Origin of the sequence: Candidatus Planktophila lacus (assembly GCF_002288325.1) — a bacterium.
Classification (GTDB): Bacteria; Actinomycetota; Actinomycetes; order Nanopelagicales; family Nanopelagicaceae; genus Planktophila; species Planktophila lacus.
On sequence record NZ_CP016780.1, the window covers coordinates 467,548 to 492,476 of the forward strand.

25 protein-coding genes and 1 riboswitch are annotated in these 24,929 nt (G+C 48.8%); of the genes, 16 read left to right on the forward strand and 9 right to left on the reverse strand.

Annotated elements, in window-relative coordinates; all coding sequences use genetic code 11:
* The first annotated feature begins 4 nt into the window (after window positions 1–4).
* Complete coding sequence (locus A1sIIB106_RS02385; RefSeq protein WP_095677250.1) at window positions 5–655, forward strand: UbiA family prenyltransferase; 651 nt, start codon at window positions 5–7, stop codon at window positions 653–655.
* Between the two features lie 19 nt (window positions 656–674).
* On the opposite strand, the gene lexA is transcribed toward A1sIIB106_RS02385, so the two are convergent.
* Window positions 675–1,349, reverse strand: a complete 675-nt coding sequence (lexA, locus tag A1sIIB106_RS02390) for a transcriptional repressor LexA (RefSeq protein WP_095670917.1) — start codon at window positions 1,347–1,349, stop codon at window positions 675–677.
* Window positions 1,350–1,616: 267 nt separating this feature from the next.
* On the opposite strand from lexA, the gene A1sIIB106_RS02395 reads away from it, so the two are divergent.
* From A1sIIB106_RS02395 to A1sIIB106_RS02410, 4 genes are all read left to right on the forward strand, one after another.
* On the forward strand, window positions 1,617–1,871 hold the full coding sequence (locus A1sIIB106_RS02395) for a LysM peptidoglycan-binding domain-containing protein (RefSeq protein ID WP_190277200.1): 255 nt from the start codon (window positions 1,617–1,619) through the stop codon (window positions 1,869–1,871).
* A gap of 217 nt (window positions 1,872–2,088) precedes the next feature.
* Complete coding sequence (nrdR, locus tag A1sIIB106_RS02400) at window positions 2,089–2,652, forward strand: transcriptional regulator NrdR (RefSeq protein ID WP_095677251.1); 564 nt, start codon at window positions 2,089–2,091, stop codon at window positions 2,650–2,652.
* 22 nt (window positions 2,653–2,674) lie between these two features.
* Complete coding sequence (locus A1sIIB106_RS02405) at window positions 2,675–5,521, forward strand: vitamin B12-dependent ribonucleotide reductase (RefSeq protein ID WP_095677252.1); 2,847 nt, start codon at window positions 2,675–2,677, stop codon at window positions 5,519–5,521.
* 197 nt (window positions 5,522–5,718) lie between these two features.
* Window positions 5,719–6,789 (forward strand): MFS transporter, encoded by a 1,071-nt coding sequence (locus tag A1sIIB106_RS02410; protein WP_125932385.1) that lies wholly within the window; start codon window positions 5,719–5,721, stop codon window positions 6,787–6,789.
* On the opposite strand, the gene A1sIIB106_RS02415 is transcribed toward A1sIIB106_RS02410, so the two are convergent.
* Window positions 6,786–7,535 carry an SDR family NAD(P)-dependent oxidoreductase gene (locus A1sIIB106_RS02415; protein ID WP_095670922.1) on the reverse strand — a complete coding sequence of 250 codons (750 nt, stop codon included), beginning with the start codon at window positions 7,533–7,535 and terminating at the stop codon, window positions 6,786–6,788. The genes A1sIIB106_RS02410 and A1sIIB106_RS02415 overlap by 4 nt on opposite strands.
* Entirely contained in the window at window positions 7,535–8,392 is an 858-nt protein-coding gene (locus A1sIIB106_RS02420; protein WP_095670923.1) for a fumarylacetoacetate hydrolase family protein, read from the reverse strand. The genes A1sIIB106_RS02415 and A1sIIB106_RS02420 overlap by 1 nt, the downstream gene beginning before the upstream one ends.
* A 105-nt stretch (window positions 8,393–8,497) precedes the next feature.
* Between A1sIIB106_RS02420 and A1sIIB106_RS02425 the strand changes: the two genes are divergently transcribed.
* A complete protein-coding gene (locus tag A1sIIB106_RS02425) occupies window positions 8,498–10,492 on the forward strand; it encodes an ATP-dependent DNA helicase (protein ID WP_095670924.1) in 1,995 nt (664 codons plus the stop codon).
* A 7-nt stretch (window positions 10,493–10,499) separates the two neighbouring features.
* The gene (locus tag A1sIIB106_RS02430) at window positions 10,500–11,096 is read left to right on the forward strand and encodes a TetR/AcrR family transcriptional regulator (RefSeq protein WP_095670925.1); all 597 of its coding nucleotides are present in this window, start codon (window positions 10,500–10,502) and stop codon (window positions 11,094–11,096) included.
* Here the strand turns inward: A1sIIB106_RS02430 and A1sIIB106_RS02435 are convergent.
* Together A1sIIB106_RS02435 and A1sIIB106_RS02440 are read right to left on the reverse strand one after the other, a co-directional pair.
* A complete protein-coding gene (locus A1sIIB106_RS02435) occupies window positions 11,076–12,044 on the reverse strand; it encodes a hypothetical protein (RefSeq protein WP_095670926.1) in 969 nt (322 codons plus the stop codon). The two genes, A1sIIB106_RS02430 and A1sIIB106_RS02435, sit on opposite strands and share 21 nt — an antisense overlap.
* A 2-nt stretch (window positions 12,045–12,046) precedes the next feature.
* Window positions 12,047–12,568, reverse strand: coding sequence for a hypothetical protein (locus A1sIIB106_RS02440; RefSeq protein ID WP_095670927.1), 522 nt, complete (start codon window positions 12,566–12,568; stop codon window positions 12,047–12,049).
* Window positions 12,569–12,685: 117 nt separating this feature from the next.
* On the opposite strand from A1sIIB106_RS02440, the gene A1sIIB106_RS02445 reads away from it, so the two are divergent.
* From A1sIIB106_RS02445 to A1sIIB106_RS02455, 3 genes are read left to right on the forward strand one after another with little or no spacing between them, the layout of a single operon-like run.
* Window positions 12,686–13,570 (forward strand): heme/hemin ABC transporter substrate-binding protein, encoded by an 885-nt coding sequence (locus tag A1sIIB106_RS02445; protein ID WP_190276911.1) that lies wholly within the window; start codon window positions 12,686–12,688, stop codon window positions 13,568–13,570.
* The gene (locus A1sIIB106_RS02450) at window positions 13,567–14,541 is read left to right on the forward strand and encodes a FecCD family ABC transporter permease (protein WP_095670929.1); all 975 of its coding nucleotides are present in this window, start codon (window positions 13,567–13,569) and stop codon (window positions 14,539–14,541) included. Before A1sIIB106_RS02445 ends, A1sIIB106_RS02450 begins: the two co-directional genes overlap by 4 nt.
* A complete protein-coding gene (locus tag A1sIIB106_RS02455) occupies window positions 14,532–15,146 on the forward strand; it encodes an ABC transporter ATP-binding protein (protein ID WP_095670930.1) in 615 nt (204 codons plus the stop codon). The genes A1sIIB106_RS02450 and A1sIIB106_RS02455 overlap by 10 nt, the downstream gene beginning before the upstream one ends.
* Here the strand turns inward: A1sIIB106_RS02455 and A1sIIB106_RS02460 are convergent.
* Window positions 15,108–15,575: an NUDIX hydrolase gene (locus A1sIIB106_RS02460; protein WP_095670931.1), complete on the reverse strand. Its 468-nt coding sequence runs from the start codon at window positions 15,573–15,575 to the stop codon at window positions 15,108–15,110. The genes A1sIIB106_RS02455 and A1sIIB106_RS02460 overlap by 39 nt on opposite strands.
* An 89-nt stretch (window positions 15,576–15,664) precedes the next feature.
* On the opposite strand from A1sIIB106_RS02460, the gene A1sIIB106_RS02465 reads away from it, so the two are divergent.
* Together A1sIIB106_RS02465 and A1sIIB106_RS02470 are read left to right on the forward strand one after the other, a co-directional pair.
* Window positions 15,665–16,402, forward strand: coding sequence for a PKD domain-containing protein (locus tag A1sIIB106_RS02465; protein ID WP_095670932.1), 738 nt, complete (start codon window positions 15,665–15,667; stop codon window positions 16,400–16,402).
* 5 nt (window positions 16,403–16,407) lie between these two features.
* Window positions 16,408–17,427 (forward strand): DUF4192 domain-containing protein, encoded by a 1,020-nt coding sequence (locus tag A1sIIB106_RS02470; RefSeq protein ID WP_095670933.1) that lies wholly within the window; start codon window positions 16,408–16,410, stop codon window positions 17,425–17,427.
* Window positions 17,428–17,430: 3 nt separating this feature from the next.
* Here A1sIIB106_RS02470 and A1sIIB106_RS02475 read toward each other — a convergent pair whose 3' ends face one another.
* Together A1sIIB106_RS02475 and A1sIIB106_RS02480 are read right to left on the reverse strand one after the other, a co-directional pair.
* Entirely contained in the window at window positions 17,431–18,228 is a 798-nt protein-coding gene (locus tag A1sIIB106_RS02475; RefSeq protein WP_095670934.1) for an inositol monophosphatase family protein, read from the reverse strand.
* A gap of 22 nt (window positions 18,229–18,250) precedes the next feature.
* Window positions 18,251–19,144 (reverse strand): ROK family protein, encoded by an 894-nt coding sequence (locus A1sIIB106_RS02480; RefSeq protein ID WP_095670935.1) that lies wholly within the window; start codon window positions 19,142–19,144, stop codon window positions 18,251–18,253.
* Between the two features lie 69 nt (window positions 19,145–19,213).
* Window positions 19,214–19,326: riboswitch (SAM riboswitch) on the forward strand.
* 8 nt (window positions 19,327–19,334) lie between these two features.
* Here A1sIIB106_RS02480 and metX point away from each other — a divergent pair.
* From metX to A1sIIB106_RS02495, 3 genes are all read left to right on the forward strand, one after another.
* Window positions 19,335–20,423: a homoserine O-acetyltransferase MetX gene (metX, locus tag A1sIIB106_RS02485; RefSeq protein WP_095670936.1), complete on the forward strand. Its 1,089-nt coding sequence runs from the start codon at window positions 19,335–19,337 to the stop codon at window positions 20,421–20,423.
* A gap of 63 nt (window positions 20,424–20,486) precedes the next feature.
* Window positions 20,487–22,154 carry an RNA polymerase sigma factor gene (locus A1sIIB106_RS02490; protein WP_095670937.1) on the forward strand — a complete coding sequence of 556 codons (1,668 nt, stop codon included), beginning with the start codon at window positions 20,487–20,489 and terminating at the stop codon, window positions 22,152–22,154.
* A 30-nt stretch (window positions 22,155–22,184) separates the two neighbouring features.
* A complete protein-coding gene (locus A1sIIB106_RS02495) occupies window positions 22,185–22,373 on the forward strand; it encodes a CDGSH iron-sulfur domain-containing protein (RefSeq protein WP_095677254.1) in 189 nt (62 codons plus the stop codon).
* Here A1sIIB106_RS02495 and A1sIIB106_RS02500 read toward each other — a convergent pair whose 3' ends face one another.
* On the reverse strand, window positions 22,374–22,586 hold the full coding sequence (locus A1sIIB106_RS02500) for a DUF7455 domain-containing protein (RefSeq protein ID WP_095527495.1): 213 nt from the start codon (window positions 22,584–22,586) through the stop codon (window positions 22,374–22,376).
* Window positions 22,587–22,810: 224 nt separating this feature from the next.
* On the opposite strand from A1sIIB106_RS02500, the gene A1sIIB106_RS02505 reads away from it, so the two are divergent.
* Window positions 22,811–24,922, forward strand: coding sequence for a DNA gyrase/topoisomerase IV subunit B (locus tag A1sIIB106_RS02505; RefSeq protein ID WP_190277202.1), 2,112 nt, complete (start codon window positions 22,811–22,813; stop codon window positions 24,920–24,922).
* Window positions 24,923–24,929 lie beyond the last annotated feature (7 nt).

Below are 24,929 nucleotides of genomic sequence, written 5' to 3' on the forward strand. Positions count from 1 at the left end.
ACCTTTGAAGAAATTGCGCGGCCTGCTTAAAGCCTCACACTTTGGGCCGACGCTAATTGTCACGAGCATTTCTTGGTTCTTTGCCGCGCATTACTGGTGGGAAGGACCCGCCTATGTAATCGCTTTTGGTGTATTTACCGGTCAATTGGTTGTCGGCTGGAGCAATGATCTATATGACTATAAAGATGATTTGATGCATAACCGGCAGAACAAACCACTTGTATCTGAACTTATCTCGCAAAGCTATTTAAAGCGCTGGTTAACTTTCATGGTGCCGTTCTCATTTGTGGCAAATTTGCTTGGCCCGCTTGGGTTTAAAGGCGGCTTGGTTTATATGTTTGGAATATCAATGGGAGTTGCCTACAACTTCTACTTTAAATTCAATGTCTTCTCATGGTTTCCATACGCGCTGGCTTTTGCGGCGCTACCTTCATGTATTGCGATATCAAAAGATGTAACTCCACCAGTATGGATGTGGCTTGGGGGAGCGTTGCTGGGATCTGCTGCACACTTTATAAATGTAATTAAAGATATGGATCAGGATCGCGCAAGTGGCATTGGTGGTGCGCCACAGCGAATCGGTAAGCGCAACTCAATAGTGGTTGCAGGGCTGTTGATCGCCCTAGGGCTTTCAACGCTAGTTGTATTTAACTAATTTAAATTAAAGTAATTAACTAGCGAACGCTGCGCATAACAGCGGTGACTTTGCCCAAGATCTCGCAATTATCGCCATTGATTGGCTCGAATGCGGGGTTGGCAGGAAGTAACCAGATGTGGCCGTTCTTGCGCTGGAAAGTCTTAACAGTTGCTTCGCCATCGATCATCGCGGCAACGATCTCGCCATTGTTGCAATCCTTCTGTTCGCGAATAACAACGTAATCACCATCGCAGATTGCGGCATCGATCATTGATTCACCGACAACTTGCAACATGTAGAGGTTGCCCTTGCCGACCAAAGTTTCAGGGAGTGCAAAAGTTGATTCAACGTTCTGTTCTGCGGTGATTGGGCCACCGGCTGCGATACGACCAACGAGTGGAACCTGCTTGGTGGCTTCGACTTCGAGTTCGGATTTCTCGCCAGGCATTAATACTTCAAGTACTCCGCCGCGAGTTGGGTGGGCGGTGATAAAACCCTTTTCCTGCAAGATCTCGAGCTGGTATTTGACGGAGGCAGGGGATGAAAGGCCGGCGGCCTTAGCGATCACACGCATTGACGGTGGGTAACCCTCGTCGTCCATGCTCGCCTTGATGACCTGGAGGATCTTGAGCTGGCGGGCGGTTAGCTTCTCCTCGTCGGAGGTGAAGTCTGGGAGCTCGGTTACTTTGCTGGATGCGGGTTTCTTAGCCATGGGCTAATCGTCCCACGCCTAGGAAAAAAAATCAAACATATGTTCGAAAATAACTTGCCGATGTCGGTGGCATGGGGTTTAATTGGCCTTGTTCGAACAACTGTTCGAATACCTTCCCCAAGGTAGTACCAGCAGGAGAAAACCATGAGCACAGTTTCTTTAAACGCAACAAGCGCGCAAACCCTTATAAATCAAGGGTTTCAAGGCTATTCAACCAATCCGTCCGGCTTTCGTTTAAATCGCCGTGGTCGCCTAGCCCGTACGTTCGTGGTTCTCTCACTCGCTGTGGTCCTAGCCAGCGTCTTTGGCTTCCAGGCCGGGGCCGGCACAACCGACACCGTTGGCGCCCCAACATCTTTTATTGAGATCACCGCAGCCCCTGGGGATACCCTCTGGTCGCTGGCTACCCGTATGGCAGATGGCGGAGATGTTCGCGCGCTCGTAGATGAGATCGCTTCCGTTAACTCGCTGGCAACGGCTGAGCTCCAGGCAGGCCAGAAGGTACGCATCCCGCTCGATTAGTTTTGAATTAGTTTTAAGAGATAGCCCCGACACGCCCTAGCAATGGTTAATGCGTACTCATCAGGAAAACTCTCAAGATTTGCTTTATAGTTCCCACTATATGTAGGGGTCGAAACGAAGAAAACTTCCATAAGTAGTGTTTTTAGGGTAGTTTCAGCGGTTCGCCAATACATCTAAATTTGGGAATATCTAGTATTTCGAAGGGAGACACGCCGAGATGATTTGCCCGTTCTGCAGCCACGATGATTCTCGAGTTGTTGACTCTCGTCCGGTCGAAGATGGCACTCAGATCCGCCGTCGCCGTGAATGCCCACAATGTGGCGAGCGCTTCTCAACTCAGGAAGTCGCTCTTCTCAACATTATTAAACGATCTGGTGCAACCGAGCCATTTGCTCGCGAAAAAGTTTTGGTTGGCGTACGTAAAGCCTGCCAAGGTCGCCCAGTCGGCGAAGATGATCTAGTCCTGTTGGCCCAGCGCGTTGAGGAAACCCTTCGCCGCACTGGCAAAGCAGAAATCGAAGCTCAAGAAGTGGGCTTGGCAATCCTTGCGCCACTTCGCGAACTCGATGAGGTGGCTTACCTGCGATATGCCTCGGTATACCGTAACTTTGCCTCCCTTGAAGATTTCGAAGGCGAGATCGCGTTACTGCGAGCGGTGCCTTCGAGCGCTATTTCCCACAGCGCAAACTCAGCAAGTGCAAATTCCTCAGTAAATGCAACAAAAGAACAAAGCGACGCCCCATCGTTAAAAACGAATCAAACAACAACGAGCAATCGTTAAAAGAGAAGACGGGAAAATAAAAATGTCAGATACGGTCATCAACCGACCAATCAAGATCAAAGCTCATAACACCGTAAAGGGTAAGGGCTTAACGATCGAACGTATTTATACAAATGAGGGAATTCATCCATACGATGAAGTTAAGTGGGAGCGTCGCGATGTTGTCCAGGCTAACTGGAAGACAGGCGAGACAGTATTCGAACAACTCGGTGTTGAATTTCCAGATTTTTGGTCAGTAAACGCATCAACAATCGTTACTACCAAATACTTCCGCGGGGCAGTGGGAGCAGAAAATCGCGAGTGGTCTCTAAAGCAGGTCATCGATCGCGTAGTTCTTACATATACAAAGGCCGGAAAAGAATTCGGTTACTTTGCAACAGATAAAGATGCAGAGATCTTCGAGCACGAGCTAACACATATGCTCTTGCACCAGATCTTCTCCTTTAACTCACCAGTTTGGTTTAACGTCGGAACAGCAGCACCTCAGCAAGTAAGCGCATGCTTCATTTTGTCGGTTGATGACACGATGGATAGCATCCTTAACTGGTACCGCGAAGAAGGAATGATCTTCAAAGGTGGATCAGGTGCAGGACTTAACTTGTCACGTATCCGTTCATCAAAGGAACTTCTAAAGTCCGGTGGAACAGCCTCTGGCCCAGTTTCATTTATGCGTGGTGCAGATGCATCTGCAGGAACAATCAAATCTGGTGGCGCAACCCGTCGCGCAGCCAAGATGGTTGTTCTAGATGTTGATCACCCAGATATCGAAGAATTCATCGAAACCAAGGTCAATGAAGAAGACAAGATTCGTGCACTACGCGATGCTGGCTTTGATATGGATTTGGGAGGCAAAGACATAATCTCTGTGCAATATCAGAACGCGAATAACTCAGTCCGCCTTTCAGATAAGTTCATGCAAGCGGTTGAAAACGGAGAGCAGTTTGGTTTAACAGCTCGCTCAACTGGCGAAGTTATCGACACAGTTGATGCGCGCGAACTCTTCACAAAGATTGCACAAGCTGCATGGGCATGTGCTGATCCTGGAGTTCAATTTGATGACACCATCAATGATTGGCACACAACTCCAGAGTCAGGTCGCATCAACGCGTCAAACCCTTGCTCTGAGTACATGTCACTAGATAACTCATCATGTAACTTGGCTTCACTTAACTTGATGAAGTTCCTAAAGGATGATGGATCATTTGATGCCAAGACATTTGGACGCGCATCTGACTTGATCATCACTGCAATGGATATCTCAATCTGTTTCGCAGATTTCCCAACTGAAGCGATCGGCGACACAACTCGCGCCTTCCGTCAGCTCGGAATCGGATACGCAAACCTTGGCGCACTTCTTATGGCTTCAGGTCTTGCCTACGATTCAGAGGGTGGACGCGCTCTTGCTGGTGCAATCACTTCACTTCTAACCGGAACAACATATAAGCGCTCAGCAGAACTTGCTGGCATTGTTGGTCCATATGCAGGCTTTGCACAAAATGCTAAGCCTCATGCCCGCGTAATGCGCAAGCATGCAGCAGCATCATCTGCAGCTAAGCAGCTTTCAACTCTAGATATCGATGTCTGGACTGAAGCAAATAAGGCATGGGATGCATGTCTATCAACTGGCGACAAGAACGGCTGGCGTAACGCACAGATCTCTGTGCTTGCACCAACCGGAACAATCGGCTTGATGATGGATTGCGATACAACTGGTATCGAACCTGACTTCTCATTGGTTAAGTTCAAGAAGCTCGTCGGTGGCGGCTCAATGCAGATCGTTAACCAGACAGTTCCAGCTGCGCTACGTAAGCTCGGTTACAACGAAGAGACAATCGAAGCGATTGTTGAATTCATTGCAGCCAATGGCCACGTAATCGATGCTCCAGGGCTAAAGACAGAGCACTACGAAGTATTTGACTGTGCACTAGGTGCGCGTTCAATTGCTCCAATGGGCCACGTACGCATGATGGCTGCTTGCCAGCCGTTCCTTTCAGGTGCGATTTCAAAGACAGTTAACCTCCCAGAGGATGCAACTGTTGAAGAAGTTGAAGAAGTTCACCTTGAAGCATGGCGTATGGGCATCAAGGCACTTGCTGTCTACCGCGATAACTGCAAGGTCGGTCAGCCACTTTCAGATGGCAAGGCTAAGAAGAAAGATGCACCTGTTGAAGCAGAAGCACTTGCTACTCCAGTTCGCAAGCGTCTTCCAAAGTCACGCCCATCAACTACAACATCATTCTCTGTTGGCGGCGCCGAGGGTTACATGACCTCAGGTGCATACGCTGATGGTGCACTTGGTGAAGTATTCCTAAAGCTTGGCAAGCAGGGTTCAACTCTTGCCGGTGTAATGGATGCATTCTCAATCGCAGTTTCAATCGGACTCCAGTACGGCGTTCCACTAGAAACATTCGTTGAGAAGTTCACAAACTTGCGCTTCGAGCCAGCAGGTATGACAGATGATTCAGATATCCGCATGGCGCAATCCATGATGGATTACATCTTCCGTCGCCTGGCACTTGATTACTTACCATTCGATCAGCGTTCAGCGATGGGTCTGTTTACAGCCTCAGAGCGTGCACGCGCACTTGAAACAGGCGAGTACACACAAGATGCAGCACCTGCGAGTGCTGATACCCCAAAAGCGGCTGTAGCTGCGGCGGCTCCTGTGGCTGCTCCAGCACCAAAAGCAGTTGAGGTAAAGATCGAACCAGCACCACTTGATCGAGCAATCGGTTCATCATCTGATCTCCTTGAATCAATGGGAATCAAATCAGATGCACCGCTCTGTATGACATGTGGCGTAAAGATGCGTATGTCAGGTGCATGTTTCGTATGCGAAGGCTGCGGAAATACATCTGGTTGCAGCTAATTCTTTAAACCAACCCCGTTAAAAAGCCCCGCTGATTAATTTCAGCGGGGCTTTTTTATTAAACAGTTCAATTCGCTAGATTTCTTCAAATGCAAGGGCTTGGCAAAGATAAGATATGTACTTCGCAAGTTTAGGAGAAGTAATTGCCACAAGCCCTGCCCCGCAAGTTGGTGCATCGCTTGGTGACCCTAAATGCAATGAGCTCCTTCTTAATGGGCTCAATCGGATTTTCAATTCAACTAATTAAGCGCGACTTTGAGTTAACCCGCGTAGTAGCCAGTTGGCACAACATCGGCTGGGCGGCAGCCTTGGTATTTATCTCATTTATATTGCTCGGTCATGGCCATCGCCGGCCTGCCCACCAAACTATTCGCTTTGGTTGGGCGCTATTAATTCTTGGTTCACTTGTCTATTGCCTTAGCCCAAATATTTATTTCTCAGTACCTGCAGTGATCCTTACTGCAACTGGTTCGGTTATCGCAGGCAACACAACGACGGCAATCTTGGGCGCGCATTCAAAGACGGCGCTGAAGAATATGTTCCGATCAACCGGAGTCGGTTTGTTTGCGGCATCCGTTTCTCCAACGGTAATTGGCATTACGACGCAGGCAGATATTCCTTGGCGCGCAACAGTTGCAACAACTGCTGTGCTTATTGGGCTAGTTGCCTTAAAGATCGTTCCTGAATTAGAAGCTCGTCCAGAGCCAGACCATGCCGATAGCAAGATCATCTGGAATAACACGATGATCGCAATTCTTCTCTTTGCTTTTATGACGATAACAATGGAAGTTTCACTATCGGCTTGGGCGCTAGATCTTTTAACTGAGCGTGGATCAGAGGTTAAATCTGCGGTTCTATTTGCAACCATCGCACCTTATTTCGTGGCGCTAACTCGCATCTATCTTTCAACTAAGAATGAACATAACCTGTATCGCATCTGGCGATTCTCATTTGTGGCGATCGGATCAGGTGTATTGCTCGTTATCTTTGCATCATCACCAACGCTTACCTTGGCAGGTTTGATTATTGCCGCTGCAGGTATTGGGCCATGTGCATCTATTGCTATCGCAAACGCATCTTCGACCGCGCAGGGTTCAGATCGCGGTATCGCCGCCTTTGTGATTGGTATGGGCATTTCAAATGGCACATCACCATGGATCATGGGATTTGTCAGCGAGAACTTTGGATTTGCCGCAGCCTACGGAGTCATCTTGCTTGCACTAATTGCTGCAACTTATTTCTTTGCAACTATAAACAAGAAAAATTAACGAGGAAGGCGAAGTCCTTGCATTCCGCCATCTACGCCAAGTGCGGTGCCCGTTGTAGATGCTTGTGCAGGATTTGCCAGAAAGACAATCGCGCTAGCAACTTCTACAGGTGAAACAAGACGCCCGATTGGTTGGCGCGCTTGCAAGGCGGCATATTCCTGATCAGGGTTATCTGCCTTAGAAAGTAAGTTTTTAATCCAAGGGGTATCTGATGTTCCAGGGTTAACGCAGTTAACGCGAACACCGTGAGCAATTCCATCGGTTGCCATAGCAAGAGTAAGTGCGTAGATCGCACCCTTGCTGGCACCGTAAACCGCGCGATTTGGAACGCCAGCTGTTGCAACTAGCGAACAAGTGTTAACGATTGCGGCATGTGAACTGGCCTTTAGGTATGGCATCGCTGCAGCGCTCATGCGCCCTGTGCCAAAAACATTTACATTGAAAACTCGTAGCCATTCTTCTTCGGTGGCTTGCTCGACGGTGCCGATAGCGCCGATGCCAGCGTTGTTGATCAGAATATCTAGCGTCTTGCTCTGGCTGGCGAATTCAACAAATGCTTTCTTAACGCTATCGGGGTTGGCGATATCGCATTCAATAAATGTTGCTAGCTGACCCATATCACCAGAGCGAAGATCAAAGCCGAATACCTTCGCACCTTGCTCAGTTAACTTACGGGCAACTTCTAAACCGATACCAGAGCCTGCGCCTGTAACAATGGCGGTTAAGCCTGCGAAATCTTTACTCACTACTTTGCTCCCGCGTTATAGGCTTTAACGTGGTTGGTGATCTCACCGATACCTTCAATGCCCGTCTTAAGAACATCGCCAGCCTTTAGATAAATCGGTGGCTTAAAGCCCATGCCTACACCGAATGGCGTTCCGGTATTGATGATGTCACCTGGGCAGAGCTCCATAAATTGGCTGATGTACCAAACGATGTGGTTGATTCCGTATAACAAGTCATCGGTATTGGAATCTTGTTTCATCTCATCGTTTACTGAACACCATAAGCGCAGGTTATGAGCGTTAATTGAATCTGCTGAAACGATTACTGGGCCGACTGGATTAAATGTGGGGAATGACTTGCCCTTAACCCATTGACCGGCGCGCTCCATCTGCCAGTGGCGCTCTGAAACATCCTGCGAGATTGAGTAACCCAAGATGTGCTCTGCAGAATCTTCAGGAGAGTTTAGATAAAGCGCGGACTTGCCAATAACAATTGCGAGTTCAACTTCGTAATCTGTGGCCGCGCTATTTGGTGGAATAACAACATCATCATTTGGACCGGTAATCGAATCTGGAGCCTTCATAAAGATAACTGGCTCAGGTGGAGTATCGAACCCCGCCTCTTTGATATGCGCTAGGTAATTAAGACCTACGCAAATAATCTTGGTTGGCTTATTGATAACTGCGCCGTAGCGAAGACCGGCAAGCGGTGTGCGGGGAAGTGAATTCAGATCAGCGTTGGCAACGCGTAGATAACCACCGGCTTCTAAATTTTCGCGATCCCAGTCGCTGACAAGTGAATCAACATAGATTGCGTTATCACCATCGATAACTGCTGGGCGTTCTGATCCGCGTTCACCAATTCGTGCGATTTTCATTATTCCTCCAGGTCTTACACAACCTTATATGAGCAAGTAAGGCTTGGTCACGGGTGGTGTCACTGATTTTCGCTACTGTGGCCCAGTGAGGATTGAACTACAAATATGAGTGATCTATCGGCGAAAGTGCGTTCGGCCCTGGATGCCGCAGTCGCCGCCATTGGGGGATCACCACGTGAAGGCCAGATCGAAATGGCTGAAGCGGTGGCAAATGCGCTCACCGATCGCCACCATTTAATGGTGCAGGCCGGCACTGGTACCGGAAAATCACTGGCTTATTTAGTTCCAGCACTTGTCCATGGCCGCAAAGTTTTGATTGCAACGGCAACTCTTGCGCTGCAACGGCAGTTAGTGGAACGTGATTTACCTGCTGTTGTGCCAGCACTTGAAAAAGAGTTAGGCCGCGAGATTACTTATGGAATTTACAAAGGCGTCGGCAACTACGTTTGCTTACAGAAGATGAATACCGATGAACCAGATCCCGATGGCGAAGTTTTGCTGGAGGTAAGTTACTTAGAAAAAGATGCCAAACGTTTACATGCCTGGGCAAAGACTCCAGGCGTTTCAGGTGATCGCGATGATGCACCTGATGTCGATCGCAGAGTCTGGGCGGCAAATTCACTTTCTGGACGCGAATGCGTTGGCGCCGATGTCTGTAATTACGGGCCACAATGTTTTGCAGCACTCGCTAAAGCGAAGGCACAGACCGCAGATGTTGTAGTCACCAACCACACCTTGCTTGCGATCGAAATCGTTGATTCACATCCGATCTTGCCCGAACGCGATGCGGTGATCTTGGATGAAGCCCACGAGTTTATGGATCGCACTACGCAGGCAGTGACCGAAGAGCTCACATCTGCGCGCGTGATTCGCGCAGCCGCGATGGCGCGCAAACATATGCCGGGCAAGTTAGCTGATGCGCTCACCAAAGCGGCCGATAATTTCCACGATGCGATGGCAGATTACGGAGATCAGATCCGCGGTGACTTTGCCGCGCAAGGTCGGCTTGAAGAAATTCCATCTTCACTTGAAGCACCTATCCGTAAAGTTAAAGATGCGGCAGCTGCGATCGTGCAGATCATCAACGCCGATGACGACATTATCGATTCTGATGCGATTGCAGAGCGCGCCCGTGTAAAAGGTGCGGTCTCTGAGATCAATACAACTTGTGGCAAATTGTTAAAGATGGGCAATACCCACGTGCTCTGGTATGAACCAACCTTTTCAACACTGCATTTAGCACCGCTTTCTGTCTCTGAAGTTCTCCGTTCAAACCTATTAACCAAGACTCCAGTGATTGCGACATCTGCAACGCTCACCGTTGGCAATGGCTTTGATGCGATGGCGCGCAGTATTGGTTTCGTCGTTGGTTCAGATGCAGACACTGAAAGTGAAGATGGCGATATTGATCCGGCAAATGTGCAGATGCTCGATGTTGGCTCACCATTTGATTTCGCCAATCAAGGCGTTCTATATATGCCAAAGCATCTACCTGAACCAGGTCGCGATGGACCAAGTCCTGAAGTCTTAACTGAACTCGGCGAGTTAATTGATGCAGCGGGTGGACGCACCTTGGCGCTATTTAGTTCATGGCGCGGTGTTGAAGCAGCCGATGCCCATCTGCGCAGCGTTTTAAAAGAGTTACCGATCACCATAATTACTCAGAAACGTGGAGATGCAGTTGGTCCGCTCGTTGAACGTTTTGCGAAAGATGAAACATCAATTCTGCTCGGCACGATGTCGCTCTGGCAGGGCGTTGATGTTCCAGGTTCATCTTGCATCTTGGTTGCAATTGATCGAATTCCATTTCCGCGTCCTGATGAACCGGTTATGTCAGCTCGTGCATCGTTGGCAGATGCCGCAGGTGGCAGTGGCTTTATGCAAGTATCACTACCGCGCGCAGCGCTACTGCTGGCGCAAGGCACTGGCCGCTTAATTCGCAGCGTTGATGATCGCGGGGTAGTGGCCATTTTAGATTCGCGAATTGTGACCAAACGCTACGGAAGTGTCCTACTTAACTCAATGCCGCCGCTGTGGCGCACCAGCGATCGGGCTGTGGTCATTGATTCACTGCGCAGGCTTTCGCAAACCATGAAATAATTTTTTTATGCCCAAGATTTCCACGCAAGATCTAGCCTCGCATCGCGATTGGCGCCGTATTCAATTGATTTCAGCGGCTACTCAGATCGCACTTGAGGAAAGCTCTGCCAGCATTTCAATCGCCGCAGTTGCAGCGCGCGCTGGGCTATCGCGAACTTCGGTCTATGAATACTTTTCTAGCAGCCAAGATCTCGTTGCTGATCTGTTAATTGAAGAGCTAAAGAACTTTGGCGAACTCTTGCGCAGCGCAATCGAAGATGAAAGCGATCCAATCGCAGCGCTAACAATCTGGATTGAAACATCTCTTAACTACGTAGGCGATGGACGACATCTGCTTGCCAAGTCACTTCACGCCACAACTTTGCCGCGCGAGCGAAACGCTGAAATAGGCGCCGCCCACCGTCAGATGCTCGCGCCACTTAGCAAAACTTTTGCTGCCCTTGGCATCACAGATACCGCACGCGCCTTAGCGCAGTTGCAAGCGATTACAGATGTAGCAACCCGCCGCATCGAATCAGGTGCCGCAACGGCGCAAGATGAGATCGCAGTTACAACCGATTTCTATATCGCCGGAATTAAAGCTTTAGCTAACTCTAATTCTTAGATCTTGCTTAAGGGCTAGCCACATTCCTTCTTTAGCTGGCGCTGTAGCAACGATGGTGCAGACCCCTCGCTTTTGAGACTCGATTAGATTTAACTCAACGCGACAGTTCTTACTCAAACTCTTGTAAGTAATTACCTCACCGAAATTGCTTTCAGCAGGCATCGCCTTTGGTTTACCCTTTTTGAGTTCCTTGGTGGCGCGCTCTACTTTCTGGGTGCCAGGTTCGAGGATAAATGGATAGTTTGCAGAACTTGCTGCGAACTTATCGTTGCCGGCAGTTCGGTGAGCAAGTGCGCACTGTCCAGCGCCCTTGAGTGCAGTTAGCGTTCCATTTACGTATGAACATTCTGGAGTCAATGAAGTTAACGTCACTGGCAGACCAGATTGCGCAGTTGCAACAATCTTTGCGCTCTGGCGATAGGCAAGTGCCATCGGAACATTTCGGGTTAGCGGCTTGGTATTTAAAGTAACGGTTACTACATCAGCCGGTAGCAAAGGCGCGGCAGCACCTTCGCGGAAGGTAATTGGAAGGAATAAATCTTCGCTGGTATCTGCAGTTGCAGAACGATCTAGGCGGAAGAAGATTCCGCAAGATGTTTTGGTGCAGTCAACAGCTACGCCGCGCCCGGTAATAGTTGAGGCAACTTTAAATGCGATTGGCCCTGTTGCACTTACTGAACCAACTTCACCTTTAGTGCTGATCCAGAGCTGTAATTCATCGCTGCAGGTTGCAGGACGAGCACCAGCGACTGGGGCGATGCATTGCTGCATATACATTCCGCCCTTGGTCGTAAATTTTGTAAAGCCGCCATTGACGGTGGCACCTGCTGGATCAAGATTTGTTAGCGGGCCGCTCTGGAAGACAAACGTCTCCGCGCTGGCACTCGGCGCCGTGAAGACAGGTATAGCCAGTGCTAATACTGAGATTAAGGTGATCATTTTCTTCATTTCTATTTCCTTTTCTTAAATGTGACTGGAATAAAAAGATCGCGCGATCTATCCCCTTCACGTAGATGATCTGATCTAACTGTTAAAGCGCATTTACTTTTGCGGCAATCGATCTTGCCGATTTTTTCCGAGACTCCAACGTTCTTGGTAAATCTGCCACCGGCGCGGAAAGGTTCTGCCAGATTGGCTGCATAGGGTGGTGCATTTGATGAGATCCAGTAAGAAGCATCGCCGATTCCGGATTTGTTAACGCCACCGCCACACGGAGTCGGAGCAGCACCCGATTTTGGCATTACGCAGTACGCAAGGTAGATACCGACAGTTTCATCAAAACCTTTACCAGTGATGACAATCTGCGCCTGACCATTTTTATCAACCGTTATATCTCGCGCTTGTGCGCTAATTGATTCGCCGAACTGGCCCTTAACCAATTGCGGTTTCTGCGCAGCGTTGCTCGGTGCCACACTAAGTGAGATCAGAAGCAGCGCAGATACGGCTGTTGTGAGAAAAGCCTTTGTGCGCATGAGAAAACCTTACTTTTATCTCGTTACCGTCTTATCCGACAACCCACCTATATCTGTCAGGTAAAAGGCTGAGATGATTTAAGGGTGCTAAAGAATGGTCGATACCGGCATCTGTCAGTGGCTCTGGCCACAGCGCTTTCTTTAACCGCATGTAGTTCCGGTGAAGTTGCTGTGCAAGAGATTAAAAGCGCTGCCGCGATAAGTATCGAAGATGGCGGTACTTCTTCAGCAACGCGCGTAATCGCACTTGCAAACGGATCTGCAGAAATTTTGGTTTCTTTAGGCTTAAAGCCAATCCTTATTGGACGAGATATCGCCAGCACTGAAGAAGTACTTTTAGATATTCCAATCGTTACCTCTGGCCATCAAGTTGTTGCGGAAAATATTTTGAATTTGAACCCAGACTTGGTTCTGATCGACGATGCAACTGGACCGCTCGCTGCAATTAAGACCCTGCGCGAAAATGGAATCAAGATTGTTCAGGTGCGCCAGGCCTGGACGCTCTCGGATATAAATCTAAAGATTGCCGATATTGCAGGGGCTGTTGGAGCAATTCCATCGGGGGCTGCCTTGAGCGAGAAGATCAACCAGTCACTTTCTGAAGTTAAGAAAGCAGATCGAAAAGCACGAATCGCCTTTCTCTATCTCCGCGGCGGAAACTCGATCTATCTCCTTGGAGGGAAAGGTTCAGGAGCAGATTCGCTAATCACGGCGATAAATTCCGTTGATGCCGGCGCAGAGTTTTCGAAAGATCCCTTTACGCCAGTTAGCGCCGAAGTTCTGGCTGAGTTAAACCCAGATGTAATTTTAGTTATGAGCAAAGGTCTGGCATCGGTTGGGGGAGTTGCAGGTTTAAAGGCACTTCCTGGAGTTGCCCAGACAACTGCTGGAAAGAAGGGGCGCATCCTTGCCGTTGATGATTCTCTTTTACTCTCCTTTGGCCCCCGCACACCAGATCTGATTCTTCAGATGGCAGCTTCTGTAGATGAGTTGATGAAATGAAGTTACGTTTCTCGCTAATTGTTATCGCGCTAAATATTGCGGTGGTGGCATCTCTATTGCTCGGTGCAACGCAGGTAGAAAACATCTGGCGTTATCTATTTAACCCCGGCTTTGACAGCGCAAGTACCAACCATTTAATTCTCTGGCAGATTCGAATTCCACGCATTCTGGTTGCGCTCTTAATTGGCGCAGCACTTGGCTTAGCCGGTGCGATCGCACAATCTGCGGCAAATAACCCGTTGGCAGACCCTGCAATCTTAGGAACATCAGCAGGTGCAAGCCTGGGCGTTGTAATTGGCGTTCTCTTAAACCTTGCTGAAGTTGGTTCAGTGTCGGCAGTTCTCTTTGCAACTATTGGAGCGCTGATTGCAACGGCGCTCACTTTTACTTGGGCTCGCTCAGTAGGTGCCTTGATCATTATCGGAATCGGTACCTCGGCGCTCTTTTCCGCAGTTGTTGGGCTACTAATTACCGCCACAAATAATCCAGAGATCCGTTCGATCTCATTCTGGTCGCTCGGTTCATTAGCGTTAGCGACATCAGAGAGCCTTTTGATTCTTACGCCAGTATTTCTGGTCTGCTTCTTCTTCGCCTTTAAAATCGCTCCACAGTTAGATCTACTCTCACTCGGTGATATCTCAGTACGTCACTTAGGACTTTCTGCGAAAGCGATTCGCTTGAAAGCATTCTTGATAATCGGTTCATTGGTTGCAGTCAGCGTGAGTACCGTGGGCTCAATCTCCTTCTTGGCGCTGGCCGCCCCACATATTGCGCGCATTCTCTTTGGTGGAAAGAACCGAATATTGACGATCGCATCTTCGCTAATCGGTGCGCTGATCTTGCTGGTCGGTGACACGATCGCACGCAGCGTTCTTCCCCCATACGAACTACCTATCGGCCTGATTACATCTTTATTGGGTGCACCAATTCTTATCCTGCTAGTGCGAAAGGCGGCGCTGACATGGAAATAATTGAGATCAAAGATCTAACGCTGCAGCGCAATAACCGCGAACTCTTCACGGGGTTAAGCGCCACTATTGCTAAAGGCTCAATTAGCGCAATTATCGGCCCTAATGGTTGCGGCAAGAGTTCGCTGCTCTTGGCTATCACCGGTGACCTAAAGCCAATTAGCGGTTCTATCTTTATCGCGGAAAAGAATTTGCAAGAGTTAAGCGATCTCGAACAATCGCACCTGCGCAGTTTGGCGCTGCAAGAGCGCACCTTCTGGCTACCGATGACTGTTCGCGAAGTACTAGCCTTGGGGCAGAGCGATGAGGCCATGAATCAAATTGAGAAGATAGCGGCCGACTTGGGGCTTACCGAATTGTTGGGGAACTTAGTGACTACGCTTTCTGTCGGACAGGTGCAGCGTGTTGAAATCGCCCGCACCTTGTTGCGCGACTGCCCGATCTACCTTTTTGACGAACCATTTGCGGCACAGGATCTGGCAAGTAAAGAGAAGTTAATTGAAATCTTTAAGCAACAGCGCAGCGCAGGAAAGACCGTCATTCTGGTCGCACATAGTGAAGTTGAAAAACTATCTTGGTGTGATCAGATAATCCAACTGGGCTCTTAAATCGCGCCAAGATTTTGCAAAGCTGGGGTGTAGCGGCAAGCGAGTTACATCATCAAATAAAACCCAACGCACTTCATGTGATTCATCATTTAACTCGTGCGCCACAAGTTCGCTCGTTGCCTCAGCGATAACGGTGTCATAAGACCAGTTACCGTGGTTATCGTTATGGGTTTGGCGCGGGGTTAACTGCTGTGGATCAATACCGGTCTCTTCTACCGCTTCGCGAATTGCGCCATCAATAACGCTCTCGTGTGAATCACGCGCACCGCCTGGGATTCCCCAAGTGTCTCCGTTATGAACCCAGGGTGCGCGGTGCTGTAACAAGATTGCGCCATCGCGATAGATAAGTAAACCTGCTGCGCCATGCAAGCCCCAATGTTTAGAGCCGCAACTGCACTCGACCCAACCATCTCCATCGCGCGCAGCCATGTTCCTACCTTTCCATATGAGCCGTTAACTATCCACATGGAGTAGGTGCGGGGCGTTTTTTATCAGTTGCAAGATCTATCTTCCCGCAGATGAAGCTCCCATTAATTCTGATTACAGCGTTGGTAATTTCTCTACAAACTCTCACTTCGCACGCAGCAGATTGCGTCAAAGCCTGTGTTGATGTCTATACCCAAGATGGGCAATTGGTTATTGAAGCGAGAAAGGGAAGTGGCCCAAGTTCGGGCAAGGTGACCAAACCCAAAGTTGTTAAGCCAAAGGTTGTTGCTAAGCCTAAAGTTGTAGCCAAACCTAAGCCGGTTGTAAAGCCTAAAGTTGCTGCACCGGTTAAGAAAGCACCAGCGAAACCTGTAAAGAAACCAGTTAAAAAAGCGGCACCGAAAGTAGTCGCAGCAACTTCACTCAGTGATCGCTTAAGTAAATCACTTCCCACCGGCGGCATTTCATATCAGCCAAATTTCAAACCGCTAATTCACACTCCGGTCTATTTCTGGAATGACTTGCCATCGGTCTTCCGCACCCAAGTTAATTTAATTGGCGAAACCATCGATGTGGTTCTGCGCCCTTCATATTTGTGGTCCTTCGGTGATGGTTCATTTCTTGCGACAACCGATCCAGGTGGTCCATTTCCCGAAGGCAAGATCACACATATTTATTCACAGCCCGGCATTTATCCGGTGCTTTTAACAACAACTTGGAGCGGCAGTTTTTCTCACAATGCCGTAGAACGCGCCATTACTGGCCAGATCAAAAAAGTTTCAGCGCTGACCATCACCGTGGTGGCAGCTCCAACCCGCTTTATGAATTGAGAGAGATGACTACGCTTACATCACCACATGACCTACTTGCCGCAATTCCCTTTCTAATTGGTTACCACCCTGAAGATTCATTGGTTGTAGTTTCAATTAAAGATAACACCGTTGGAATGGCGATGCGGATTGATTATCCAGTTGATATTCCCGAAGGTGCTTACGACTTATTGGCTTCACATCTACAGCGAGATTTGGCAACTGGGGCGCTGTTAGTTGCTTATGTTCCAAGCGATCGCAGCGATGGGGAAGTTGTTCTTGCCGATACAAGGGCGGCGTTAACCCGAATTAGTATTGCTACTGATGAATCTCTGCTTATCCAAGGCGGGCGTTATCGCTCTGTTCTATGTCAGGATCAAGGTTGTTGCCCTGCTGAAGGAAACTTAATTCCCGAGATCGATGGTTCGCGTATTGCCGTTGAACATGTTGTTGCAGGTCGTGCGATGCCCTTTGCCAATCTGCAAGCACTCACCGATTCAATTTCATCGTTGCCGGTAGCAACCGAGGCTAAATGGTGCGAATTAGTGGACAGTTTTCTAATTCCCAAAGCTATGGATAACTTGCCGAAGTTACAACGCGATGGCGCAACTGCGGTAATTGATTTAGCAGGTGAATTTGCCAGTGGACGCATTGGCCAAGATCTCGAACTAACCGCGCGGGTTATCGGTCGGTTAAGCGATATCCAGGTGCGCGATTTTGCACTTGGCAGCCATGATGAAGAGAACGTTGATACCTACTTTCAGATGTGGCGCCACTTAATGCGGATCGCACCAAAGGGATATGTGGCACCGATTGCATCTCTGTGTGCCGCGCTGGCATATGAAAGCGGTGATGGCGCACTTGCCCACCGCGCGCTAGATCGCGCCCTCGAAGATGCCAATGGTTATTCCCTGGCGCTCTTATTGCGACGCGTCTTTACAGCAGGTTGGCCGCCGGCATCCTTTGCGGCGATGCGCAGAGAACTACATCCCAAAGTCTGCGCTGGAATTTTTGGTGAAGATCTACCGCCCGGATTCGGGCTTTAACAATTACTTTGTTGGAAAGAAGCTATCTAATTGAGCAAAGACTTTAGGGGATGCAGCAATTATCTTGCCGCCCAGGTGCAGTCCATTGTCAGCGATAAAGTCATTAACTCTTCCGCCTGCTTCAGAGACCAATAAAAGAGCAGCTAAGCAATCCCAAGAGTTGATGTGATATTCGATGTAACCAATGAGTGCGCCACTTGCCACATAACAAATACCAAGTGCTCCTGAACCATTTCGGTGGTACATGCCACCGTTTTCAAGCAGGCCTTTCATCATATGAATCAACTGCGCTGGGGAAGTGCGGTTGGAGTAACCAACGCTAACGATGCCATCGTTTAGAGTCTGGGCATCGCGCACTTGAATTCTCTTGCCGTTTAACGTTGCGCCTTTGCCTTTTTGGGCGATGAAGAATTCATTACCTGCAGGGCTATAAACCAAGCCGATTTCAATTTGAGATTGACTTACAAAGGCGATCGAAACACACCAACTAGTCATCCCCATCAAAAATGGCTGCGTGCCATCAATTGGATCAACTACCCAGATACCTTCTGCGCCTTCAATTCCAGTTGGCCCGGTTTCCTCACCAAAGAATGCATCATCTGGGAAACGTTCCTTGATAGCACTTTTGATCAAAACTTCAGTGTTGTAATCGGCTTCGCTAACAAAATCCTGCAGCCCTTTGCTCTTAACTTCTAGAGTTTCCAGCGATTTCCAATATGTCATGGCTAGATCACCGGCGCGAAGAATTAGCTCTTTGCCGAATTCAAAGCGCTGATCAATATCTACTTGCGAAAGGCTCATCTGGAGAGTCTAATACCCGTCTTTATTGCCATAACCAGGCAGCGCCGCGAACACCACTTGAATCTCCATGTTTTGAGCGAACAATTGGTGTGGCAAAGACTGGCGAAAATGTGTACTGACCAATTTTTCCTGGAAGATCGCGATACAACTCATCGATATTGCTCATTCCGCCACCCATGACAAAAACATCTGGATCCAATGTATTTACAACTACTGAAAGTCCGCGTCCAACGCGGTCAATCCAACTTTCATAATTTGCGATAGCAATTGTCTCTCCACCGCGTGCACGTTCCATAATCTCTGAAGGCTTTAGATCTGCGCCACCGCGCCTTTGATAATCTCTGGAGAAGCTATATCCCGAGATCCAAGTTTCCATACATCCCTTTTTGCCACAGTAACAATCTTCTCCAGGAAGTTCATCGGCGGTAGCAAATGGCAGCGGGTTATGTCCCCAATCACCAGCGCTGTTATTAGGGCCGTGATGTGCGCGCATATTTACCGCAACACCTGCTCCTGCACCGCTAGCGATAATTACTCCGAAGACAACTGCGTAACCTGCACCGGCTCCATCACGGGCTTCAGATGATGCAAAACAATCGGCGTCGTTTACAACGCGAAGTGGTCGTCCAATTACTTTGTTCAAATCTGCTTCAACGGGCTGGCCGTTTATCCAGGTTGAACTTCCGCCTTTACCTAAACGACTAATTGGTTCAAGAGATCCCGGAATTCCAATTCCGATTGAACCGCGCTGACCGGTCTTCTCCTCGATCTCCACGATTAATTCGGCAATCGTCCTTAAGCAAGCCTGATAGTCACCGCGCGGAGTATCGCGCCTGATGCGCATTAGTTCGGTGCCATCGGGTTCTAGGGCAACGATTTCAATCTTGGTTCCGCCCCAGTCAACCCCGATCAACATAGTTCTAGAGTAAGTCAGATAGAGAATGCGCGAAAGACCCACGTGGTTTTTTGGGTTAGAATTTGGACAGGTCACGAGTTCTAATCGATAGCCCCGGCTGATTAGACGGCAACCCTCCACCGCGGTGGGGTGCTCCGGGTGACGACCAGGTTTGCATCACACGATGTGAGCAAGTGCGTGAAGGAATTAAATGTCGAACTCGATTACTACAGCAGTTACAGGTGCATGGCTGGAAAGCCATGATCCCGGCGATCGCAAATTTGTAAAGATCGGCTTTCTCTTACTTGAAAGCGGCGAGACGCTGCCCGATATCACGATTGCTTATCAAACTTGGGGCACGTTAAGCGCTGCAAAAGATAATGCGATTTTAATTAACCATGCGATGACTGGTTGGTCTGATGTAACTAGTTGGTGGCCAAATATGGTCGGCCCAGGTCTTCCTTTTGATACCGATAAATATTTCATCGTCTGCCCTAATGTGATTGGCGGATGTCAGGGAAGTACAGGTCCATCGAGTATTGCTCCTGATGGCAAACGTTACGGCTCACGTTTTCCAGTTGTGACAGTGCGTGATATGGCCGCGGCCGAACTTTTATTTAGCGATGCCATCGGCATAAAGAAATATCGTTTGGCTGTAGGTCCATCCCTTGGCGGAATGCGCTCGCTGGAATGGGCGATTGAATATCCAGACCGCGTCGGTGCTATTTGCACGATCGGTTCATCAGCAGTTGCAACCGGCGATCAGATCGGCGGATTCTCAGTGCAGATCCGCGCAATCAAGAGCGATCCAAATTTCAACGGCGGCGATTATTACGAGCAAGCAAGGGGCCCAATCGAAGGCTTGGGTATCGCCCGACGCATCGCGCATCTGACTTATCGCACCGAATCTGAGATGGATGTGCGCTTTGGTGGCCAGATGCAGGGCGATGACACCGGGCGCTATGCCGTTGAGTCATACCTTGATCATCAGGCGGTTAAATTGGCCAAGCGCTTTGATGCCAATACCTATATCTCGCTAACTTCAGCGATGGCATCCCATGATGTGGGCCGCGATCGCGGGGGAGTCGTGGCTGCGCTGGAATCGATCAAGATTCCGGTCGTTGTGGTCTCAATTGATACCGATCGCCTATTCCCACCTCGACTTCAGGTTGAGATTGCCGAGCTCGTTCCTAAGGCGCAACCGCTAATTACTATCTCATCGGACTTCGGACACGATGGCTTTTTGGTCGAATCTGAGTCAGTTGGCGCCGCAATCGGCCAAGCGCTGAGTATAATATAGCCATCGCTTCGAGCAGTTCGAAACAAAGGTTTCGAAGATAGTTCGAAAAACCAAAGGACAATTGTGGCTGTATTTAGTGCGCTCAAAAACAAGGCAAAGTCAGCAAAGGCAGCGAAAAATGCTCCTGCCAAGAAAGCTGTTGCTAAGAAAGCACCTGCAAAAAAGGTAGCCGCCAAGAAGGCACCTGTTAAGAAAGCGTCAGCGAAGAAGGTCGCAGCGAAGCCTGTTAAGAAGGCCGTCGTTAAGCCAGTTAAGCCAGTAAAGGTTGCGCTGAAGAAAGATTTATCTGCCAAAGAAGTTCAACAACTTGTAAATTTGAAGAACGACGTCGCTCGCCACAAAGAGATCGTCGAAACACTTGCTGCCAGCGGTATCGATAACTATCGCAAAGCGGTTAAGAAAGAATTTTTGGCGCTCGCCCAAGAAGCGCGCCACCTTGATGAAGTTATTGCAACTGACTCTGAGAAAGCACGCAAAGCAGGACTCGGAACATCTGCGCGAATTCTCTCTAAAGCCCAACTCGCACTAATTGCGCCACCTCCAGCACCTGTTGCTCCAAAGAGCGAAGGTAAAGCCGGCAAGGCTGCGGTGGTTCTAGATGATGAAGGTAACGAAATCGTCGTTGAAGAAATTGAACTTGAAGATGTCGAAACTCTTATCGCTGAAGTCGCTGAAATCATCGACACAGAAGCAGAAGATAAATCTAATCAGCCACGCGTTGTAAACCTGGCTGAAGAAGCATCTGGAAACGAAGAAAATGCCTTCACCCTAAAGGCCTCTGAAGAAGATGATGCACCTGCGCAGACAGTTATGACTGCTGGTGCAACCGCTGACCCAGTAAAGGATTACCTAAAGCAGATCGGCCGCGTAGCACTCCTTAACGCTGAGCTCGAAGTAGAGCTAGCAACGCGTATTGAAGCCGGCCTCTTTGCCGAAGAGAAGATTAAAGAAGATAAGAAGATGGAGAAGAAGTTCAAGCGCGAACTTGAATGGATCGTTGAAGATGGCAAACGCGCTAAGAACCACTTGCTTGAAGCAAACCTTCGTCTCGTTGTATCTCTTGCAAAGCGTTACACCGGTCGCGGCATGTTGTTCCTTGATCTAATTCAAGAAGGAAACCTCGGCCTTATCCGCGCAGTTGAAAAGTTCGACTACACAAAGGGTTACAAGTTCTCTACCTATGCAACTTGGTGGATCCGTCAGGCGATTACTCGCGCGATGGCAGACCAGGCTCGCACAATCCGTATTCCAGTTCACATGGTTGAAGTCATCAACAAGTTGGCTCGCGTTCAGCGCCAGATGTTGCAAGACCTCGGCCGCGAACCGACTCCAGAAGAGCTCGCTAAAGAACTTGATATGACACCTGAAAAGGTTGTTGAAGTTCAGAAGTACGGCCGCGAACCAATCTCACTTCACACACCACTTGGTGAAGAAGGCGATTCTGAGTTCGGAGATCTCATTGAAGACTCTGAAGCGGTTAAGCCTGAAGAATCTGTAACTTTCACAATCTTGCAAGAACAGTTGATGCAGGTCTTAGGTGGCCTCACCAACCGTGAAGCAGATGTAATCAAGGCTCGTTACGGACTTACAGATGGTCAGCCAAAGACCCTTGATGAGATCGGCAAGGTTCACGGGGTTACTCGCGAACGTATCCGCCAGATCGAATCAAAGACGATGTCGAAGTTGCGCCACCCATCACGTTCGCAATCACTTCGCGATTATCTAGATTAAAACTAGATTAAAAAGAAATCGAGTTCTAACGTGGATAAGCCAAAGGTTTTCATAAACCCCAAAAGTGGTTCTATCCGCATAACCGGTGAAGTTGAAATGGTCGATGCTGATGGCAACGTTCTAGAGACTTTAGAAAATCCAAAGTTCTGCGGATGTGGCCAATCAAAAGAAAAACCCTTCTGCGACGGATCGCACAAGGGTCTTCTTAATAAAGATTAATTAATTCTTAGATTCAACCAAGCGCTCTGACTCGTCTTGGATTGCAACTGCCACAGCCTTTAGCTTTTCAGCGTATTCCTTGCCGTGGTGTGCACAGAACATTAGTTCGCCACCTGTTGCGAGGGTTGCTCGCACATATGCCTGAGCGCCGCAACGATCGCAACGATCAAGTGCATTAAGAGGTGTGGATTCGAGGATTACTTGCTCGGTCATCGCGCTCTCCGTTCATTTAGGTGGGAAGTGGTACTTCTTATGGAACATCAAACCATGTCTCTTTATTCCCCGCAGGAAATAAATGGAGGAATATTGTTACTTTTGCGTTGCAATTCACAGACTTTTCCGATTTTTCGCCCGAAAGAAGGAAATTACCAATATTTGAGACTATTACGGCGCGTTAACGCAAGATCCTTGCAACTACGCCGATAACCTTTGCCTCCGTGGCCGCCAAGAATTCTAAAGATGCTGGAGATCAACTCGATCTCACTGCTCTAGGCGACGCCGAAGATTCTTATACCGCCAAAGACCTGGCAGTCCTTGAAGGCCTTGATGCGGTTCGTAAACGTCCGGGTATGTATATCGGTTCAACCGATTCACGCGGGCTCATGCACTGTCTCTGGGAAATTATCGATAACTCAGTAGATGAATCACTTGCAGGTCATTGCAAGAAGATTGAAATTAATTTAGAAGCTGATGGATCTATCGAAGTCCATGATGATGGTCGCGGTATTCCAGTTGATAAAGAACCAAAGACTGGATTAACTGGAGTTGAAGTTGTACTTACAAAGTTGCACGCAGGCGGAAAGTTCGGTGGCGGTTCTTATGCTGCATCAGGTGGTCTGCACGGCGTTGGTGCATCAGTTGTAAACGCACTTGCCGAACGTCTTGATGCAGAAGTAGATCGCAATGGCAAAATTTACTGGATGTCATTTAAGCGCGGCGTTGCCGGCATCTTCGATGGCGAAGGTCCAAAGGCAGAGTTCACACCACAATCTGGACTTCGCACAATTGGAAAAGTTTCTGCAAAAGTTACAGGTACCCGTATTAAGTGGTGGGCAGATCGTCAGATCTTCTTAAAGGAAGCATCCCTTGATATCGAAGAAATTTACGCTCGCGCACGTCAGACCTCATTCTTAGTTCCAGGCTTAACGCTGATCGTCAATGACAATCGCACCAAAGCCGTAACAACTCAAACTTTCTACCACAAGGGCGGTATCTCCGAGTTCTGCGAATTCTTACAACCAGATCAACCAGTAGGCGAAGTAATCCGCATCTACGGCACCGGCCATTATCAAGAGACTGTTCCAGTCCTTGACGATAAAGGCCACATGGTTTCAACTGAAGTAGAACGCGATATGGAAGTAGATATTGCGATGAAGTGGGGCGATGGCTTTGATGCCACCGTTCACTCCTTCGTAAACATTATTTCGACGCCAAAGGGTGGAACCCACGTTCAAGGTTTCGAGCGAGCGATCACCAAAGCATTTAACGAATCCCTTCGCAGCACTGGCACTCTGAAGAAGAACGAAGCCGATGTAATTAAAGATGACATCATGGAAGGCCTTACCGCTGTCATCACAGTGCGTATGTCTGAACCACAGTTCGAAGGACAGACCAAGGAAGTTCTCGGCACAGCGGCTGCAACACGAATCGTCTCTGCAGTAGTTGCCGACAAGATGAAAGAGTTCTTCAACACAACTCGTCGTATCGATAAGGCCAACGGCCGTTTGATTCTCGAGAAAGTTGCTGCTGCATCACGTACTCGTATTTCTGCACGTACTCACAAGGACCTGCAACGTCGTAAGAACGCCCTCGAATCATCTGCGCTTCCAACCAAGCTCTCTGATTGCCGCTCTGAAGATGTAACTCGTACCGAACTTCTGATCGTAGAAGGTGACTCAGCACTTGGTACCACCAAGGCAGCGCGTAACTCTGAATTCCAAGCAATCCTGCCAATTCGCGGCAAGATCCTTAACGTACAAAAGGCATCGCTTTCACAAATGCTAGATAACTCCGAATGCGCATCAATCATTCAGGTAATCGGCGCCGGTTCCGGTAAATCATTTGAACTAGCCGATGCGCGCTACGGCCGCATCATCTTGATGTCCGATGCGGACGTTGATGGTGCGCATATTCGCTGCTTGCTCTTAACTCTTCTCTATCGCTACATGAAGCCGATGATCGATGACGGTCGCGTCTTTGCAGCGATTCCACCACTTCACCGCATCGAGCTAATGGGTAGCGGCGGCAAAAAGGGTGAGTACATCTACACATACTCAGATGATGAGATGAAGAAGGTCACCGCAGATTTGAAGAAGTCCGGCAAGAAGTGGAAAGAACCTATTCAGCGCTATAAAGGCCTTGGTGAAATGGATGCTGATCAGCTCCGTGAGACCACTATGGACCCAGATGCTCGCACCCTACGCCGCATAACAATTTCTGATGCAGCAGCGGCAGAGGCGATGTTCGAACTTCTCATGGGTAACGATGTAGCCCCACGTAAAGAATTTATCTCAACGGCTGAAATCGATCGCGATCGGATCGACGCTTAACTTATTT